Origin of the sequence: Rhizobium sp. RU33A, assembly GCF_900156055.1 — a bacterium.
Classification (GTDB): domain Bacteria; phylum Pseudomonadota; class Alphaproteobacteria; order Rhizobiales; family Rhizobiaceae; genus Allorhizobium.
This window is the reverse complement of the sequence record NZ_FTMQ01000006.1, coordinates 23934-39404: the sequence shown is the minus strand read 5'-3', so window position 1 is coordinate 39404 and position 15471 is coordinate 23934. Positions and strand designations below refer to the sequence as shown.

Sequence of the window (15471 nt, the reverse complement as noted above, 5' to 3'; positions counted from 1 at the left end):
CTTGCATGATTTGGTAATGTGCCTGAATTCTCCGGGAAAAACAGACTGTTTATTGCCGTGTAGCCGTTGCTCAAAAATATTTATTGCCTGAAGCATACGAAGTAAAACCTGTCGCGATGGCGAGGTGAGCGTGGGTGGCCAGGCACAGGTGTCTGAAGCTACTTACCCTTCACCGCAATGGGGCTGCTCCTTTCCAGTTTATCATGGTAGCGCGTAATGGCCGATCGGGCGCCGAGGACTAGCCCTCATCCTGAGGTGGGAGCGCAAGCGACCCTCGAAGGACGAAGGCGGGTGGTATCGTGGGGCTGGGCCTCGGTCCTTCGAGGTCCGCTTGCGCGGGCACCTCAGGATGAGGGGAAACGTGGTCTGCGGGGGTTCTCTGTCAATCGGCGAGAGTGGGTGCTCGGTGAAGAACCCCTCCCAAACCCTCCCCACAAGGGGGAGGGCTTAAACTCGGGGCGGCCCTTGTGGTCGTGGCTTACACCACAACCCCCGTCCGGTTGCTCGACATCGTCAGCTTCCGCTCCGCGCGCTCCTGCTGGGGGGAGCGGTTGTAGAGTTCGCGGTAACACTTGGAGAAGTGGGAGGCGGAGACGAAGCCGCAGGCGACGGCGACTTCGACGACGGGCATGGAGGACTGCACCAGCAGGTGGCGGGCGCGGTCGAGGCGGATTTCGAGATAGTAGCGGGCGGGGGAGCGGCCCATTTCCTGGCGGAAGAGGCGCTCGATCTGGCGGCGCGAGAGGCCGGCGTCATCGGCGATTTCCAGAAGCGACAGGGGTTCTGCGAGATTGGCTTCCATTAGCTCGATGATCTGCAGCACCTTGGAATTCTGCACGCCGAGGCGAGCGCGCAGCGGCAGGCGCTGGCGGTCGTTGGCGGAGCGGACGCGGTCGGTCAGGTGCTGTTCGCAGACGCGGTTGACGAGGCCTTCGCCAAAATCCTGGCCGATCAGGTTCAGCATCATGTCGAGTGAGGCCGTGCCGCCGGCGCAGGTGTAGAGATTGCCGTCGACTTCGTAGAGGTCGGCATAGACTTCGGCCTGGGGGAAGGTTTCGGAGAAGCCGGGCAGGTTTTCCCAGTGGATGGCGCAGCGCTTGCCGTTCAAGAGGCCGGCCTGGGCCAGCACATGAGCACCGGTGCAGAGCGAGCCGACGGCGACATTGCGGTTATAGGCTTCGCGCAGCCAGGCATTGACCGACTTGTTGTTGAACTCCTCGACATAGATGCCGGAACAGACAATCGCCATGTTCGGGCGGTTTTCGCCGCCGAGGAAGCGGCGCTCGTCGGCGAGTGAGGAATTCACCTCGATGCCGATGCCGGACGAGGAATAGACCTTCTGGCCATCGACCGAGGCGAGGCGCCACTCATAGGCGGCGTAACCCAGCATACGGTTGGCGATGCGCAGCGTCTCGATGGCGCCGGCAAAGGGCAGAAGGGTGAAATGCGGGACGAGGAAGAAGACGATTGTTCGCTTCTTGGTTTGCGGCTGTATCTTGCTCATGATGATGCCCAGTTGTCCTTGCTGCCGTTCCCTTGTTTTGTCAGCATGCTCCGCCTGATTTGATCGGCGCGATGGTCGTTTTACGACATTGTCATCCTATCGCGCGCCGCGTCCGCATCGGCAATTGCTAAAGAACGACATTTTCCGACTTTTTTCAGGCTGCGACGCCGTGAGCCAGGCGCCTGACGCGGCTCGGCGGCAGGTAATTGAAAAACCTTGATTTCGCGGACCGGGGTGGTTTGGGCTGGGAGACGGGCACTGCCCCGTTTGCGACGCGGTGGGGCGGCTCCGTCGCAAACGGGGTGTCGGATCGGCGCGAGGCGCCGCCGGGGGCGGTGGCGAGTGTCAGGGCGCGGTGTCGCCAGAAGGCCAGCCGAGGTCCTTGCGCAGGTCGAAGGGCAGGGCTTCAAGCGCGGCCGCGTCAAGACGCCGGCGGCGGTGATCGGCGAGCGCGCGGGACAGCGTGCGGATGAGGGTCGCGAGGCGATCGGCGGCATGGCTTGCGCGCTCGTCGAGCGTTCGGGCGGCGGCGGTCAGGCCGACGCTATCAGTGCGCGCATTCAGCCGCGCGATCGTCCGGGTGACTGGCCGAGGCAAAGGGGTGTCGCAGCAAACCATGGTCATGGTCGTTATCTTTCTGGCGGTGGCGGCCCCGTCTTTCGCTGTGTTGGCCGGGCCTGGCTCTGTTGAAATCGCCTTTGTTCCATCAATCAAACGAATGTTTCTGATGTTTGTCATTCTGAAAACTGATCAGTTGACGATGGCGGGTGAGGCCGAGATCGTCGCGCAGGGCGGGGCCGAGGTTGGCGAGCGCCGCGCGGGTCTGCTCGCGCACGGCATGGCGGCGGGTGTTGCTGAACAGCGTCTCAAGCTTCCGCTGGACGGTCTGGAAACCCTGCTGTGTCATGCGGCAATCCTCCTCTTTGCGGTCTGTGAGGAGAAGGATGCGCCCGGATTGACATTCAATCAAACGCAATAGTATCGTTCTCAAGTTCAATTTTGTTGAAGGTCAATCCTCATGACTCTCATGCTGCGCCAGCCGCTTCCGCTGCTCGACAACGATGTTCTCCGGACCTTCGTGGCGATCGCCGAGACCGGCAGTTTCACCACCGCCGCCGACCGGGTCTATCGCACGCCGTCGGCCGTCTCAATGCAGATCAAGAAGCTGGAGGAGCAGCTGAATGTGACGCTGTTCTTACGCGATGCGCGCTCGGTGACGCTGACGGAAAGCGGCGAGGTGCTGTTGCCCTATGCGCGGCGGATGCTGGCGCTGTCGAACGAGGCGGTGGGGCGCTTCCGCATGCCGGAAATGAAGGGGGTTGTCCGGCTCGGCGCGCCCGATGATATCGGCGAGCGCTTCATGCCGACGATCCTGCGTCGCTTTGCCGAGCTCTATCCGCTGATCATGGTGGACCTGACGGTCGACACATCGGGTGCGCTTCGGCGCCGGCTTGCCGAGCAGCGGCTGGATCTGACACTGGTCAATTGCGCGCCGGGCCAGGTGGTGCATGAGGGCGAAGTGATCCACCAGGAGCAGCTGGTCTGGGCGGGTGCCAAGTGCGGCACGGCGCATATGCGTGATCCGCTGCCCGTGTCGATCTGGGAGGACGGCTGCTGCTGGCGGGCGGATGCGCTGGCGCGACTCGACAAGGACAAGCGGCCGTATCGGATCGCCTATCTCTCGGCGCATACGATGGCGCAGCGGGCGGCCGTGATCGCCGATCTCGCGGTGGCGCCGCTTCCGCGCAGCTATCTCACCGACGACATGACGGCGCTGGGTTCCAAGCACGGGCTGCCGGAGTTGGGCTCGTTCGAGGTGCGGTTGCTCACCGGTAAGGAGACGTCGGAAACGATCCAGGCGGTGGCCGACAGCGTGCGTTATGCGTTTTCCGAGATGATCGGGATGGCGGCGTAAGCCTGCGCGATCGGTAAGCGGTTGGCGATTTCTGAAATTAGGGAAATGCCGAATTGTGTTTGGGGCAATAGGCAGTAGGATTTTAGTGCGGATGAATGATGAGACGAAGGGGCTGAGGCTCGAGGATTTTGTCGGGCAGGCTTACGACAAGCTGCGCTATGGCGACACGGACCGGCAGGGGCATGTCAACAATGCCGTCTTTGCGACCTTCATGGAAACGGGCCGTGTGGAGTTGATCTACAACCCGGATGATCCGCTGCTCGAAGACGGGTTTTCCTTCGTGCTGGCCAAGCTCGACATCAACTATATCGCTGAGGTGCTGTGGCCTGGAAAGGTCGAGATCGGTACGCGGGTAACGCGTGTCGGGCGGTCGTCGGTCTCCATGCAACAGGCGGTGTTCCAGGCGGGTAGGATCTGTGCCTCGGCCGAGACGGTGGTGGTGCATTTCGACCAGACGACGCGGAAGTCGCATCCGTTTTCGGACGAGCAGCGGGCGAAGCTCGAGGGGTGGATTTCGGCGGCGTGAGCCGTCAGGCGATTCCGGCGAGGTGGCTGTTGTCGCCAAGCTTGATCACTCCGCGGCTCTTCCACTGGGTGTTTTCCGCGAGATGGGTGATGCTGCCGGAGAAGACGGGGAAATTGATCCGGCCGAGGCATTCGATTGGCATGCCGATCCACCAGGCGATGACGAAGGTCAGTGCGAAGCCGTGGGTGACGATGACAAGGGTGTCGGCCGGATCGGCCATCAGCGCATCCATGGCGCCGTAGATGCGGGTGCCGGTCTGGCGGCGGGTTTCGGCGCCCTCTATGCCGCCGGTGTCGTCGAGGCTGCCATCATCGGGCACCGGCAGGCGGCGACTGTCGAGCCAGGCCTGTGGCTTTCCTTCCGCGACACCGTAGCTCATCTCGCGCAGGCCGGGCGTCAGGCGGGGCGTGAGGGAGAGGTGTCTGCCGATGATTTCGGCGGTCTCGCTGCAGCGCAAGAGGTCGGAGGAGACGAGGGCCGGGGTGTCTTCGGCGCAGAGTTCGGTGATGCGGGCGGCGATCGCGTTCGCCTGGCGGCGGCCGAAATCGGTGAGATCAGTGTCATACCAGCCGCCGACCCGGCCTTCGACATGATGGACCGATTGCGGATGGGTGACGACGTAGAGGGTCTTCATGCGGGGCCTCGCTTTCGCTGCGCGCCCCGCAAGAAGTGGGACGTTCAACCCTGCTTCTCATAGAGTGCCTGGCTCTCCGTCAAGACCTCGTCCAACCGGCGGCCTTCGGCAAAATGCGCGAGGTGGTGGGGATAGGCCACACCTTCCGGCACTTTGGGGCAGATTTCGGGGGCGCGGAGACGGGTTTCGACCGGGATGACGCCGGCCCAGACGCGGGCGTCGACATCGGCGGGATCGTCGGAGACGCCGCCTGCGCGGATCTTGGCCGAGGCCTCCTCAATGCGCATGCCGATGACCATAGTGCCCTTGGCTTCCTGCGGATCGTTTTCGCGCAAGACATCCGTGCGACCGGGATAGAAGCGGTCGACCACGGCTTTCAGCGCGTCTGCCTTTTCCTCCGGGTCGTCGATGATATGGGCTGTTCCGAAGCACATGGCGGAGCGGTAGTTGGCGGAGTGGTGGAAGCCGGAGCGGGCGAGCACCAGGCCGTCGAGATGGGCAACGGTGAGGCAGACGGCGATGCCGGTCTTCTGGCTCTTCAGCATTCGGCTGGCGGATGAGCCGTGCCAGAACAGCCAGTCGCCGTCGCGCCAGTGGATGGTCGGCGTGCAATAGGGCTGGCCGTCGATGACATAGGCGACGTGACAGAGGAGGGCCGCATCGAGCACGGAATAGACGGCGTCGCGGTCGTAAGCCGCGCGCTCATGCAGGCGCTTTGCCCGGTTGCGCGGGGTGACGGGGAAGGATTGCGGATCGGGTCTGTCGTTCATGCTTGCCTCCTGACGGCTGATGCGGCAGGGATAGTCTGATAGATTGGTCCAAAGAAGATCCATGATGGTCAAAAATATCCGAACCAATTCCGACTGGTCGGCGAGCACGCCGATGCTACCGGCCAAGGGGCCGCGGCGGCTGGCGCTTTATCGTTCGCTGCGCGGGCTGATCGAAAGCGGGCAGATGAAGCCCGGTGACAAGTTGCCGACGACGCGGGATATCGCCAAGCGGTTTGGCGTGTCGCGCGGGGCAGCCGTTGCGGCCTATGAGATGCTGGTGGCGGATGGCTTTGCCGAAGCGCGGGTGGGGGCGGGGACCTATGTGGCCGACGCCGTGCCGCTGTTGCAGGCGGCGCCCGAGCCGCGGGTGATCGAGGTTCAAGAGGTGTCTGCGCCGCTCCCCGGCACGCTTGGATGCTCGACGGCGGACGATACGACGCTTCGCATCTTTCGCATGCTGATGAACCGGCATCTCACGCAGCCCTCGGCGCGGCATTTCCACTACAACGATCCGGCGGGGAGTTATGCGCTGCGGGTGGAAATCGCGGCTTATCTCAAGGCGGCGCGCGGGGTGGTGTGCGAGCCGGACCAGGTGATCATGACGGCGGGCACGCAGCAGGGGCTGGATCTGGCGGTCCGGACGCTGCTCAAACCCGGCGATCCGGTCTGGATCGAGGACCCCTGTTATGCGGCGGCGCGCGAATTGTTTGACGGCACAGGACTTGCCGTGACGCCGGTGCCCGTTAATGGCGAGGGGATCGACGTTCCGGCCGGGATTGCGGCGCGGGCGGATGCAAAGGCGGTCTATGTGACGCCGTCGCATCAGTATCCGCTGGGTGTGACGCTTTCGATGGCGCAGCGGCTTGCCCTGATCGACTGGGCGCGGGAGGCGGGCGCCTATATCATCGAGGATGATTACGACAGCGAGTTCCGCTTTGCCGGCCCGCCCTTGAGCGCGCTTCAGGGCATCGATGGCGAGGGCCGGGTGATCTATTTGGGCACGTTTTCGAAGACGCTGCTGCCCGGTTTTCGCTTCGGTTATCTCGTGGTGCCCCGGCATTTGCGTGAGCGGGTGCTGAGCATTCGCCGGCTAACCGATCGATTTCCCTCGACGCTGGCGGAGGATGCTCTGACCGAATTCCTCCGCGACGGGCATTTTTCGGCGCATATCAAGCGGGCGCGCAAGCGGGTGAAGGCGGCGCGGGATGCGCTCATCGAGGCGCTCCGCTCCGATCGGCTCGCGGTGACCGTGCCGGAACAGGGCTTGCATCTGGTGGCCGAGCTCGACGGGGCGGAAGACGATGTGGCGCTGGCGGCTGAGGCGCGGGCCGTCGGTTTCGGGGTCAAGGCGTTGTCGCCGCTTTATCATGGCGAGACGAAACGGCGCGGGCTTGTCATCGGCTTTTCGGGTTTTGCGCCTGACGTTTTGGCGCAGGCGGCCCGGCGTTTCGTGTCAGGCCTTCAGGGTTTGCCTTTGCGCAACGCCGTCGACCCAGATCGTCAGCATCTGGGCTAACAGCTGCTGCGGTGGTGCCGGGTTCGGCCGCGACTGCTTTAGCCCTTCCGACATCTCGTAGACGATGACCTCATGGAACAGCGCTTGGACACCCCGGGCGTAAAGGCGCGCTTCGCCTGATGGGAGAGCCGGATAGACGCGGGTGAAGAGAGCCGCAACCTGATCTTCCACCTCGAAGCAGAGGCGCATGAAGGTCTCGGTATAAGGGCCGGTGACGATGGCCGCCTGGCTGAGATAGAGCTCGGCAAAGGCCGGCTCGCGGGAGAAATAGGTGAGCCAGGGGCTGAGCAAAGCGCCAATCTGGGTGTCGAGCATTGATTCTGGATCGATGCCGACGCCCTTGCGGCCGGCTTCGGCCAGCTGCTCGATTTCGGTCAGGCCGAGGGCCGCCAGGAGATTGGTCTTGTCGCCGAAATGGGCAAAGACGCTGGATTTCGCGACTTTCGCGGCCGTGGCGATCTGGTCGATGCTGGTCTGCTCGTAACCCTGACGGGAAAAGAGGTCTCGCGCGGCGGCCAGAATATGATCCCTGGTCTGTCGGCTGCGGGTCTGACGAAGCTTCATGCGCGAATCCTTTTGGTCGAGCCTACGCCAAATATATGTTGACCACGGTCAATTTCATCTCCATAAAATGACCACGGTCAAAAACGCGAGTGCTCCTCATGTCATTTCTGTCGCGCGATGCTCAGCCCTCCCGGCTTCTTGTTCTCAACGGCAATCCGGCCAGGGATGCCCTGTGCGGTGCCATGGCGGAAAAAATCGCCGACGAGGCGCGCAGGCGGGGCCAGACGGTTCGGCTGGTGCATCTCGAGGATCTCGATTTCGACGCCAATCTGTGCCAGGGCTATCGCGCGCGCATGGAATGGGAACCGCATCTCAAGGCCTTTGCCGAGAACCTGACCTGGTGCGACCGGCTGGTTATCGTGCATCCACTCTGGTGGGGATCGGCGCCGGCGCAACTCAAGGGCCTGCTCGATCGTGTGCTGATGCCCGGTTTCGGCTTTCAGTATATCGAGGGCAAGGCCTTCCCGAAGCCGCTGCTCGCAGGTCGCAAGGCCCGTATCGTCATCACCTCGGATACGCCGACCTTCTTTCTCAAATGGTTTTACGGCAATGGCTGGGTCAAGGTGCTCAGACGTCAGATCCTCGGCTTCTGTGGCTTCAAGGATTTGAAGGTGAAGTATTTCAGCCCGGTGCGTGGGGCAAAGCCCGAGGCGCTGGCGAAGATGGTGGAGGATGCGGCTGGGATTCTCGGGTGAGGGGGAGAGGGGCGCGTTGGGGCCGGAAGGGGATTGTCAGCTTTCAGTGCCTATAGCGAGAAGGTGGTGGCGCTGCTAAGAATACATCCCACCTTCAATTCGCTTATGTAGTGGCCGTCAAAAATCCATATTGGCGCTACGGTCAATTTCTTCGGCCAGATGGGCGGCAAACTGCTTCATTCGTTCCTCCGACTCCATAGCCGAGGCATATTCTCCGCTGCTAGCCATGGTGAGAACCAATGGAAGACCCCACTCCTGTATATAGATTTTTGCCGGTGCGCGGGGACCCGACCATAGATGGTCAATGAATTCGCTCAGGAGTTCAATGGCATCATGGTCAACAAAGGTAATGCCGTGGCCAAACTTGAAGCGAGCGCGCCGATCGTATGGCAATAGCAGTGGGACGGCGCCCACATCACTGTGAAACTGCATCGCCTCACCGTTCTTGCCAAACGCTCCATGCGCTACAACGTTTCGGAGCTGAGCGCGAACCAATTTCAAGTCGTCGTAATAGCGTTTAGTCGCAGTTTCTGTAATGTTGAAGATAGATCTGAATTTTGCATCCCATTCGGCTGCTGCCAGCCGGGCGACGTCTTCGCCTGTTATGATCTTCCCCTGAAGAATGGCCACAAGAATGAAGACGTGTTCAGTCCAGCTGAAAAAGCTTTCGATGGTGGCGAGAGCGTACCATTTTGCCTTGTTGCGCAATTGAACGGATGGGTAGTGAATCGTCCATGATGTTGGACTGACTTCAGTCTTGATACTCTCGTCCCTACGGCGTTCGGCTTCTTCGCGCTTTTGTTCATACATTCCCGCAAAGAATTCATATCGTTCAAGCAGCGAGTTGGAATGATTGAGAACATTGAGGTGCGATTGCTTAGCCGCTTCGTGTGCACGCCAGTCGAAATAGGGTTCCGCAATACGGACCGCCTTCTTCAGCCTGCGTGCGATATCGGCTGCGGCGGCTTTGTCTTCCTCGCTGCCTGAAGTGAATATGCCCAGCCCGAACTTGCGGTGCTCGACCAGTATCGCGCGGCCTTCGTAGTCTAGCGGGATAGACCACGAAACCTTCTCAAACATGCCCAGATTCCTGAAACCAAGGAGATCGGCAAGCAGGAAATAGACAAGGTAGTAGGGCGGAAGCTCGCTGCTTGAGACTGTCCTTTGTTCGCTAAATAAAAAGTCCCTGTGGGCTTTTGTTTCAGGACCAGCCGGTTTGATAGGTCCAAGCGCCCTTAAGGCCTGGTGCTTAATGTTCTCTACGTCCATGATGCGACGCTATCGCGGCCCAGCCGTGAAAGTCCAATCCAAACTGCCACCTGCGCGCATAATAGTCTGCCCGAGGGGACGCCATCATTTGCTCTCCCCCTTGGCGCCTCCCCTGGCACTCCGCCGGTAAGGCGAGCGGCCTTGGGACTAAACCGCTGCGAAGCAGCCATGCAGCCTTTCCGAATTGCCCATATTGAACCGCGTGCTCGCGGGCGAAATCCAAAAGGCGAGGCTGGCGAGTAGCCGCAGTTCGGTTGAGGCGGCTATTGGGATGCATAAGAGCCGACCTCTACGACCGAAACGAAGGCGCGAAGCTGAAGCCGCTTACCAGCCCAGCCCCCACCTACTCCCTCGACCGCCGCCGCCTGCGCCCACCGCCTTCACCATCGCCCTCCGCCAGCACCTTCCGCGCCGGCAGCGTCACGACGCTCGCGAGTTTCGGAAACGGATCAACCTTGTTCGGCAGAGCCATGGCGTCGATGAAGAGCTGCTGGAAATGCGGCTCGAGCGCGGTTTCGATCTTTTCGATGCGGGTGACGGTTTCCTCGATTTCGCGGCGGTAGTCGCGGTTGAGGAGGGCCATGAGCGCGCCTGTGCCGGCGGCGTTGCCGACGGCCTTGACTTCATCGAGCTCGCAATCGGGGATGAGGCCCAAGACCATCGCGTATTTCGGATCGATGAAGGAGCCGAAGGCGCCGGCGAAGCGGATGGTGTCGACGGTTTCGACCTCCAGCTTTTCCATCAGGAGCTTGATGCCGGCATAAAGGGCGGCCTTGGCGAGCTGGATTGCGCGGACGTCGTTCTGGGTGACGGTGATCTTCTGGGCGCCGTCATGCAGGAGGTAGGAGAAGGTGCGGCCGTTTTCGAGGATGCGGTGGCTTTTGGCGGCCATGCCGCCATCGACGACGCCGTCGGTGGAGATGACGCCGGAGAGATACATTTCGGCGACGACTTCGATGATCGCCGAGCCGCAAATGCCTGTTATGCCGGTCTTTTCGGCGGCTTCTGCAAAACCTTCCTCATCGGACCACTGCTCGACGCCGATGACCTTGAAGCGGGGTTCGAGCGTTTCAGGATCGATGCGGACGCGTTCGATGGCGCCGGGGGCGGCACGCTGGCCGCAGGAGATTTCAGCACCTTCGAAGGCGGGACCGGTGGGCGAGGAGGCAGCAACGGTGCGTTCTCGGTTACCAAGTACGATCTCAGCGTTTGTGCCGACATCGACGAGCAGCATCATCTTGTCCTGACGGTGCGGGCCTTCCGAGAGCGTAGCGCCGGCGGCATCCGCGCCGACATGGCCGGCGATGCAGGGCAGGCAGTAGATGCGTGCGCCGTGGTTGATGGCCAGATCGATCTCGCGCGACCAGGTATGGATCGCGCCTGAGACGGCGAGCGCGAAAGGCGCCTGGCCGAGTTCTGTCGGGTCGATGCCGAGGAAGAGGTGGTGCATGATCGGATTGGCGACGAAGACGGCGTCGAGAATGTCGTTCGGGTCAACGCCGGCCTCGGCGCAGACCTTCACCGTCAGCTCGTTGATCGCCTGGCGCACGGCCTTGGTCATGGCCTCGCGTCCGTCAGGGTTCATCATGACATAGGAGACGCGGCTCATCAGATCTTCGCCGAAGCGGATCTGCGGGTTGGACAGGCCGGAGGAGGCGATGACGCGGCCTGACAGCAGCGAGACGAGATGCATGGCGATCGTCGTCGAGCCGATGTCGCAGGCGATGCCATAGGCCTCGTTGTGCAGACCCGGCCAGAGCGCGATCATGTTCGGGCGTGAGGTTTCGAGATCGCGGTGGATGGCGGCGGTGACGCCCCAATTGCCCTTGCGGAGCGTCTTCTGGACCTCTGGCAGCAGATGCTGGGCGACCAGGATGTTCTGCATGCCCCAGTCCTTCTCCAGCATCACGTTCAGGCGGTCGAGATCGCCGAGCGGCTTGTGCATGTCGGGTTCGTCGACTTCGACGTAACACAGCTGGATGGCGGGATTGCGCGGGAAGGTGCGGTCGGTCGCGGCCTTGCGGATAACCTGGGCGTTGACGACAGTATCCGGCGGCACATCGACGACGAGATCGCCGAGGATCTGGGCCGAGCAGGACAGGCGGCGGCCCTCCGGGATGGTGCGCACCTCGGCGTAACGCTTTTCCTTCGGCCCGACGGGTGAAATGTGGTCGTTGGACGAGGTGATGCCGTGTTTGGCGAACTGGCCTTCCTGGACCTCGATCTGGCAACGCCCGCAGGTGGCGCGCCCGCCGCAGACGCTCTCGACATAGACGCCGAGCGTGCGCGCGGCCTCCAGCACGGAGGTGCCGACGGGGAAACGGCCACGCTTGCCGGAGGGCATGAAGAGGACGAGGGGATCAGCGGCGTCTGTCATTCTGGTCTTTCGAAATCTGGGGCATTCCCCGGGACATGACTGTCTGCTTCGGCCTTACTTGGCCACCGTCTTTTCGAGTGCTTCGCGGATCAGGCGGGTGTAGGGAATACCCCTTTCCTGAGCCTTTGCCTTGATCGCCGAAAGCAGGGCTTCCGGCAGTCTCATGTTCAGTTGCGCGGACTTCTTTTCGAACTCGAACTGGACGGGTTTGAAGCCGGACAGGTCGTATTCGGAAAGGTCTGCTTTCTCGACGAAGGCTTCGGCCTCCTCGTCGGAATGCAGAACCGGCATCTGCTTACCCTTACCGTTGCTCATAGCGCCTGATCTCCCGTTCGTGCATGTAAAGTGCGCTAATCGGTCGGATAAGAATTCCGAGCTCGCGTTCGCGCAAGGTGAAGACGATGAAGACGTACCGGCCTTCCGCCGTTGTTCCGATGGCGCGCTTCCGGTCTTCTCCGACAGTCGGGTCGGGGTAGACGGAAGGCGTTCTCATGAACACCTGCTCGATTTCCGGTTTCGTCAGGCCATGCCTGGCACATTTCGGCCAATTGCCGCTGTCCCAATCAAAGCCGGAAATCGATCGCTTCATCTCTCCATACTACACGTTTGTATAGGCAAATGTAAAACGGCAGAGGGTTGAAGTATCACTCCGTCGCTGCACCGCCACCCACACGCGCGGCACGGCCGCCGCGGCGGCCGCCGCCGGTTGCGGCAGAGGCGGGGGAAGCGGCCGGGGCTGCGTGGGCGCCGCCTTCGGCGGGCTTGTAGTCGCGATAGGTCTTGATCCAGTTGTAGCAGTTCTCGTCGGTTCCATTGAGCACGTTGGCGGCGCGGACGGCCTCCATTTCCTGCGGGCGGCAGGGGTTCATGATGGCGGACGTCATGCCCGCACCAATGACCATCGGGATGAAGCCGGCATTGATGCCGTGGCGGTGCGGCAGGCCGAAGGAGATGTTGGAGAGGCCGCAGGTCGTGTTGACCTTCAGCTCTTCGCGCAGACGGCGGATGAGGGCGAAGACCTGCAGGCCGGCCGAGCCGATGGCGCCGATCGGCATGACCAGGGGGTCGACGACGATGTCATGCGGCTTGATGCCGTAATCCATGGCGCGCTCGACGATCTTCTTGGCGACAGCAAAGCGCACGTCCGGATCCTGGGAGATGCCGGTTTCGTCGTTGGAGATGGCGACAACGGGCACATTGTATTTGGCGCAGAGCGGCAGGATGGCTTCGAGCTTTTCTTCCTCGCCGGTGACCGAATTGACCAGCGGGCGACCCTTGGCGACCTTGAGTGCTGCCTCGATGGCGGCGGTGACGGAGCTATCGATCGCCAGCGGCACGTCGACAAGGCCCTGGACGATTTCCATGGTCTTGACCAGCAGGCCGGGCTCGGTCTCGTTCGGATTGACAGAGGTGACGCCGGCATTGACGTCGAGCATGGTGGCGCCGGCGGCGACCTGTTCCAGCGCATCCTTGATCACCGTGTCGAAGTTGCCGGCCTGCATTTCGGCTGCGAGCTTCTTGCGACCCGTCGGGTTGATGCGCTCGCCAATGACGCAGAAGGGCTGATCGAAACCGATGATGATTTCTTTGGTGGCGGATGCGACGATGGTGCAGGTCATTTCAGTCCTCCGGTCGGTGCCGGCTCTCGCACGGCGGGAATGGGATGTGCCGGCAGCTGCCGGGGAAAATCAATGGGGCTGGGTGTTGGCGGCAAGGCCTGCGAGCGTCTGCTGGTCTTGGACGGGATCGGCACCGATCTCGCGCATGCGCTGCGCAGCGATGTCGTCGGCGCGGGCATGTTCGCGCTTCCATGGGCGGCGGCCCTTCAGGATGCCCGACTCATGGACGATTTCGGCGACATATTCCTCCTGGCGATAGGCCATGACATGCACGCCGGACACGCCCTCGATCTCCTTCACCTCGTTGATGATGTCGATGCAGAGCTGCTTGCCTTCCTTCTTCTGGTCCTGTGCGCCTTCGAGGCGGGCAATGACGGAGTCGGGAATGTGGATGCCGGGCACGTTGGAACGGATCCACTTTGCGGTCTTGGCCGAGGCGAGCGGACCGACGCCGACAAGGATGTAGCATTTCTCGTGGAAGCCGAGATCGCGGACCTTCGCCATGTAGTCGCGGAACATCGGCACGTCGAAGCAATACTGGCTCTGGACGAATTGCGCGCCTGCCTCGATCTTCTTGCCGAGCCGGTAGGGGCGGAAGTCGTATGGGGGCGCGAAGGGATTGATCGCGGCACCGAGGAAGACCTTGGGCGGGCTCGACAGCTTGCGGCCTGAGAGGAACTTCGATTCGTCGCGCATGGTGCGGACGGTTTCGAGCAGCGACATGCAGTCGAGATCGAAGACCGGCTTCGCACCCGGCTGGTCGCCGGCCTGAACGCCATCACCCGTCAGGCACATGATGTTGGCGACTCCCATGGCGGCGGCCCCCAGCACGTCACCCTGGATGGCGATGCGGTTCTTGTCGCGGCAGGCGATTTGCATGATCGGCGCGTAACCCATGCGGGTCAGAAGCGCGCAGATGCCGACCGAGGACATGTGGCAATTGGCGCCGGATGCGTCGACAGCGTTGATGCCGTCGACCCAGCCATCGAAGATCTTGGCGCGCTCATAGACGTCTTCCGGGTCGGCACTATCAGGCGGGTTGAGTTCGGCGGTGACGGCGAATTCGCCACGGCGGAGCACGCGCTCCAGGCGACCGAGCGAGGAATGACCGGGCAAGGGATCGAGTGGCAGATGCGGACCCAGCGGATTTTCATCGATATGGGCCATGCTCAGGCTTCCTTTGCCGTGTTCTTTTCGCGCTCTGCCGCGGCTTCTGCGGTCACGCGCAGCCAGGAGGACGTCTCGCGCAGCGACTGGTTGACCGGCTTTTGCACCTTCAGGATCGCATCGCCGGCAACCATGTTGCGCGAGCCGTTCCAGGCCTGGACCCAGACGCAGGGCATGTCCGGTTCGACCTCGCAATTGCCATTGGCGCGCACACCGCCGCAGGGGCCGTTGCGCAGCTGCTTGGGACAGTTCATCGGGCAGGACATGCCGGTCGAGGACAAGACGCACTGGCCGCACATACGACAGTCGAAGAGCAGGCCCTTCACATTACGTTCGACGAAAGTGACCGGCGTTTCGACCCTGCTATAGCCAAGCTTCTTCCAGACCGGATGGAGAAAGAGGAAGGCGCTGGCGAAGTTGCGGTAGAACCATTCGAGGAAACGGGAATTGCGCACGGCCCAAAGGCGGATCGTATAGGAGCGGCGGGCGCGGCGGTTGGGCGAGACGCCCGCTGGTGTGAACGCGCCAGTCTTTGCCTTGGCGGCTGGCGCCGCGTTGCCCTTTTTCGGCGGGCCTGGGTCTACAAGAAGAGGTTCACCCATTGTCGCGGCCTCCGGCATGAACGAGTGCCACCAGGCGTGCCTTGTCGTAGGCGGCTTCTATTTCGGCGGCAGCGGTTTCGGCCTCTGCTTCGAGATCGTCACCGACCGGAACCGGATCGGCCTTGCGCCAGTCGGCGAGATAGGCGTCGGTTTCGGCAGCGCCCGAGCGCATGGCGGCCATGTCGATGGCTTCGGTGAAGCGCAAGGAGAGCTCACGCTTGGCCGATTTGCGACCCTGCTTAACGATCACCTGAGCCGGAATATCCCGCCAGTAAACGACGATCTTGTCTGCCATGCCACTCTCTCCCTTTGG

General features: G+C 62.2%; 18 protein-coding genes. 5 read left to right on the top strand and 13 right to left on the bottom strand.

What is annotated here, in order from left to right:
* Positions 1-478: 478 nt before the first annotated feature.
* Together BW978_RS19200 and BW978_RS19195 are read right to left on the bottom strand one after the other, a co-directional pair.
* Positions 479-1504: a GlxA family transcriptional regulator gene (locus BW978_RS19200; RefSeq protein ID WP_076397454.1), complete on the bottom strand. Its 1026-nt coding sequence runs from the start codon at positions 1502-1504 to the stop codon at positions 479-481.
* Between the two features lie 345 nt (positions 1505-1849).
* On the bottom strand, positions 1850-2128 hold the full coding sequence (locus BW978_RS19195; RefSeq protein WP_076397453.1) for a hypothetical protein: 279 nt from the start codon (positions 2126-2128) through the stop codon (positions 1850-1852).
* Here BW978_RS19195 and BW978_RS23840 point away from each other — a divergent pair.
* The 3 genes from BW978_RS23840 to BW978_RS19180 all read left to right on the top strand — a co-directional run bounded on the left by BW978_RS23840 (position 2121) and on the right by BW978_RS19180 (position 3945).
* A complete protein-coding gene (locus tag BW978_RS23840; RefSeq protein WP_076397452.1) occupies positions 2121-2483 on the top strand; it encodes a hypothetical protein in 363 nt (120 codons plus the stop codon). The two genes, BW978_RS19195 and BW978_RS23840, sit on opposite strands and share 8 nt — an antisense overlap.
* Positions 2484-2522: 39 nt before the next feature.
* Complete coding sequence (locus BW978_RS19185; RefSeq protein ID WP_076397451.1) at positions 2523-3419, top strand: LysR family transcriptional regulator; 897 nt, start codon at positions 2523-2525, stop codon at positions 3417-3419.
* 91 nt (positions 3420-3510) lie between these two features.
* Complete coding sequence (locus BW978_RS19180; RefSeq protein ID WP_076397450.1) at positions 3511-3945, top strand: acyl-CoA thioesterase; 435 nt, start codon at positions 3511-3513, stop codon at positions 3943-3945.
* 4 nt (positions 3946-3949) lie between these two features.
* On the opposite strand, the gene BW978_RS19175 is transcribed toward BW978_RS19180, so the two are convergent.
* Both BW978_RS19175 and BW978_RS19170 read right to left on the bottom strand, forming a co-directional pair.
* The gene (locus tag BW978_RS19175) at positions 3950-4579 is read right to left on the bottom strand and encodes a histidine phosphatase family protein (RefSeq protein WP_076397449.1); all 630 of its coding nucleotides are present in this window, start codon (positions 4577-4579) and stop codon (positions 3950-3952) included.
* A 44-nt stretch (positions 4580-4623) separates the two neighbouring features.
* Entirely contained in the window at positions 4624-5349 is a 726-nt protein-coding gene (locus BW978_RS19170) for a pyridoxamine 5'-phosphate oxidase family protein (RefSeq protein WP_076397448.1), read from the bottom strand.
* 64 nt (positions 5350-5413) lie between these two features.
* On the opposite strand from BW978_RS19170, the gene BW978_RS19165 reads away from it, so the two are divergent.
* Positions 5414-6865, top strand: a complete 1452-nt coding sequence (locus tag BW978_RS19165) for a MocR-like pyridoxine biosynthesis transcription factor PdxR (RefSeq protein ID WP_244552014.1) — start codon at positions 5414-5416, stop codon at positions 6863-6865.
* On the opposite strand, the gene BW978_RS19160 is transcribed toward BW978_RS19165, so the two are convergent.
* Positions 6803-7429, bottom strand: a complete 627-nt coding sequence (locus BW978_RS19160; RefSeq protein ID WP_076397446.1) for a TetR/AcrR family transcriptional regulator — start codon at positions 7427-7429, stop codon at positions 6803-6805. The genes BW978_RS19165 and BW978_RS19160 overlap by 63 nt on opposite strands.
* 98 nt (positions 7430-7527) lie before the next feature.
* Here BW978_RS19160 and BW978_RS19155 point away from each other — a divergent pair, with 98 nt between their 5' ends.
* On the top strand, positions 7528-8124 hold the full coding sequence (locus BW978_RS19155) for an NAD(P)H-dependent oxidoreductase (protein WP_076397445.1): 597 nt from the start codon (positions 7528-7530) through the stop codon (positions 8122-8124).
* A gap of 117 nt (positions 8125-8241) precedes the next feature.
* Here BW978_RS19155 and BW978_RS19150 read toward each other — a convergent pair whose 3' ends face one another.
* The 8 genes from BW978_RS19150 to BW978_RS19115 all read right to left on the bottom strand — a co-directional run bounded on the left by BW978_RS19150 (position 8242) and on the right by BW978_RS19115 (position 15453).
* Positions 8242-9393, bottom strand: a complete 1152-nt coding sequence (locus BW978_RS19150) for a hypothetical protein (RefSeq protein ID WP_076397444.1) — start codon at positions 9391-9393, stop codon at positions 8242-8244.
* Between the two features lie 343 nt (positions 9394-9736).
* The gene (locus BW978_RS19145; RefSeq protein ID WP_076397443.1) at positions 9737-11770 is read right to left on the bottom strand and encodes an ASKHA domain-containing protein; all 2034 of its coding nucleotides are present in this window, start codon (positions 11768-11770) and stop codon (positions 9737-9739) included.
* A gap of 54 nt (positions 11771-11824) precedes the next feature.
* Positions 11825-12085 (bottom strand): BrnA antitoxin family protein, encoded by a 261-nt coding sequence (locus BW978_RS19140; RefSeq protein WP_076397442.1) that lies wholly within the window; start codon positions 12083-12085, stop codon positions 11825-11827.
* On the bottom strand, positions 12072-12359 hold the full coding sequence (locus BW978_RS19135; RefSeq protein WP_076397441.1) for a BrnT family toxin: 288 nt from the start codon (positions 12357-12359) through the stop codon (positions 12072-12074). Before BW978_RS19135 ends, BW978_RS19140 begins: the two co-directional genes overlap by 14 nt.
* 55 nt (positions 12360-12414) lie before the next feature.
* The gene (locus BW978_RS19130; RefSeq protein WP_076397440.1) at positions 12415-13389 is read right to left on the bottom strand and encodes a methyltetrahydrofolate cobalamin methyltransferase; all 975 of its coding nucleotides are present in this window, start codon (positions 13387-13389) and stop codon (positions 12415-12417) included.
* Positions 13390-13458: 69 nt separating this feature from the next.
* On the bottom strand, positions 13459-14556 hold the full coding sequence (locus tag BW978_RS19125) for a methylenetetrahydrofolate reductase (RefSeq protein WP_076397439.1): 1098 nt from the start codon (positions 14554-14556) through the stop codon (positions 13459-13461).
* A 2-nt stretch (positions 14557-14558) separates the two neighbouring features.
* Complete coding sequence (locus BW978_RS19120) at positions 14559-15158, bottom strand: methylenetetrahydrofolate reductase C-terminal domain-containing protein (RefSeq protein WP_076397438.1); 600 nt, start codon at positions 15156-15158, stop codon at positions 14559-14561.
* Entirely contained in the window at positions 15151-15453 is a 303-nt protein-coding gene (locus BW978_RS19115; protein WP_076397437.1) for a virulence factor, read from the bottom strand. The genes BW978_RS19120 and BW978_RS19115 overlap by 8 nt, the downstream gene beginning before the upstream one ends.
* Positions 15454-15471 lie beyond the last annotated feature (18 nt).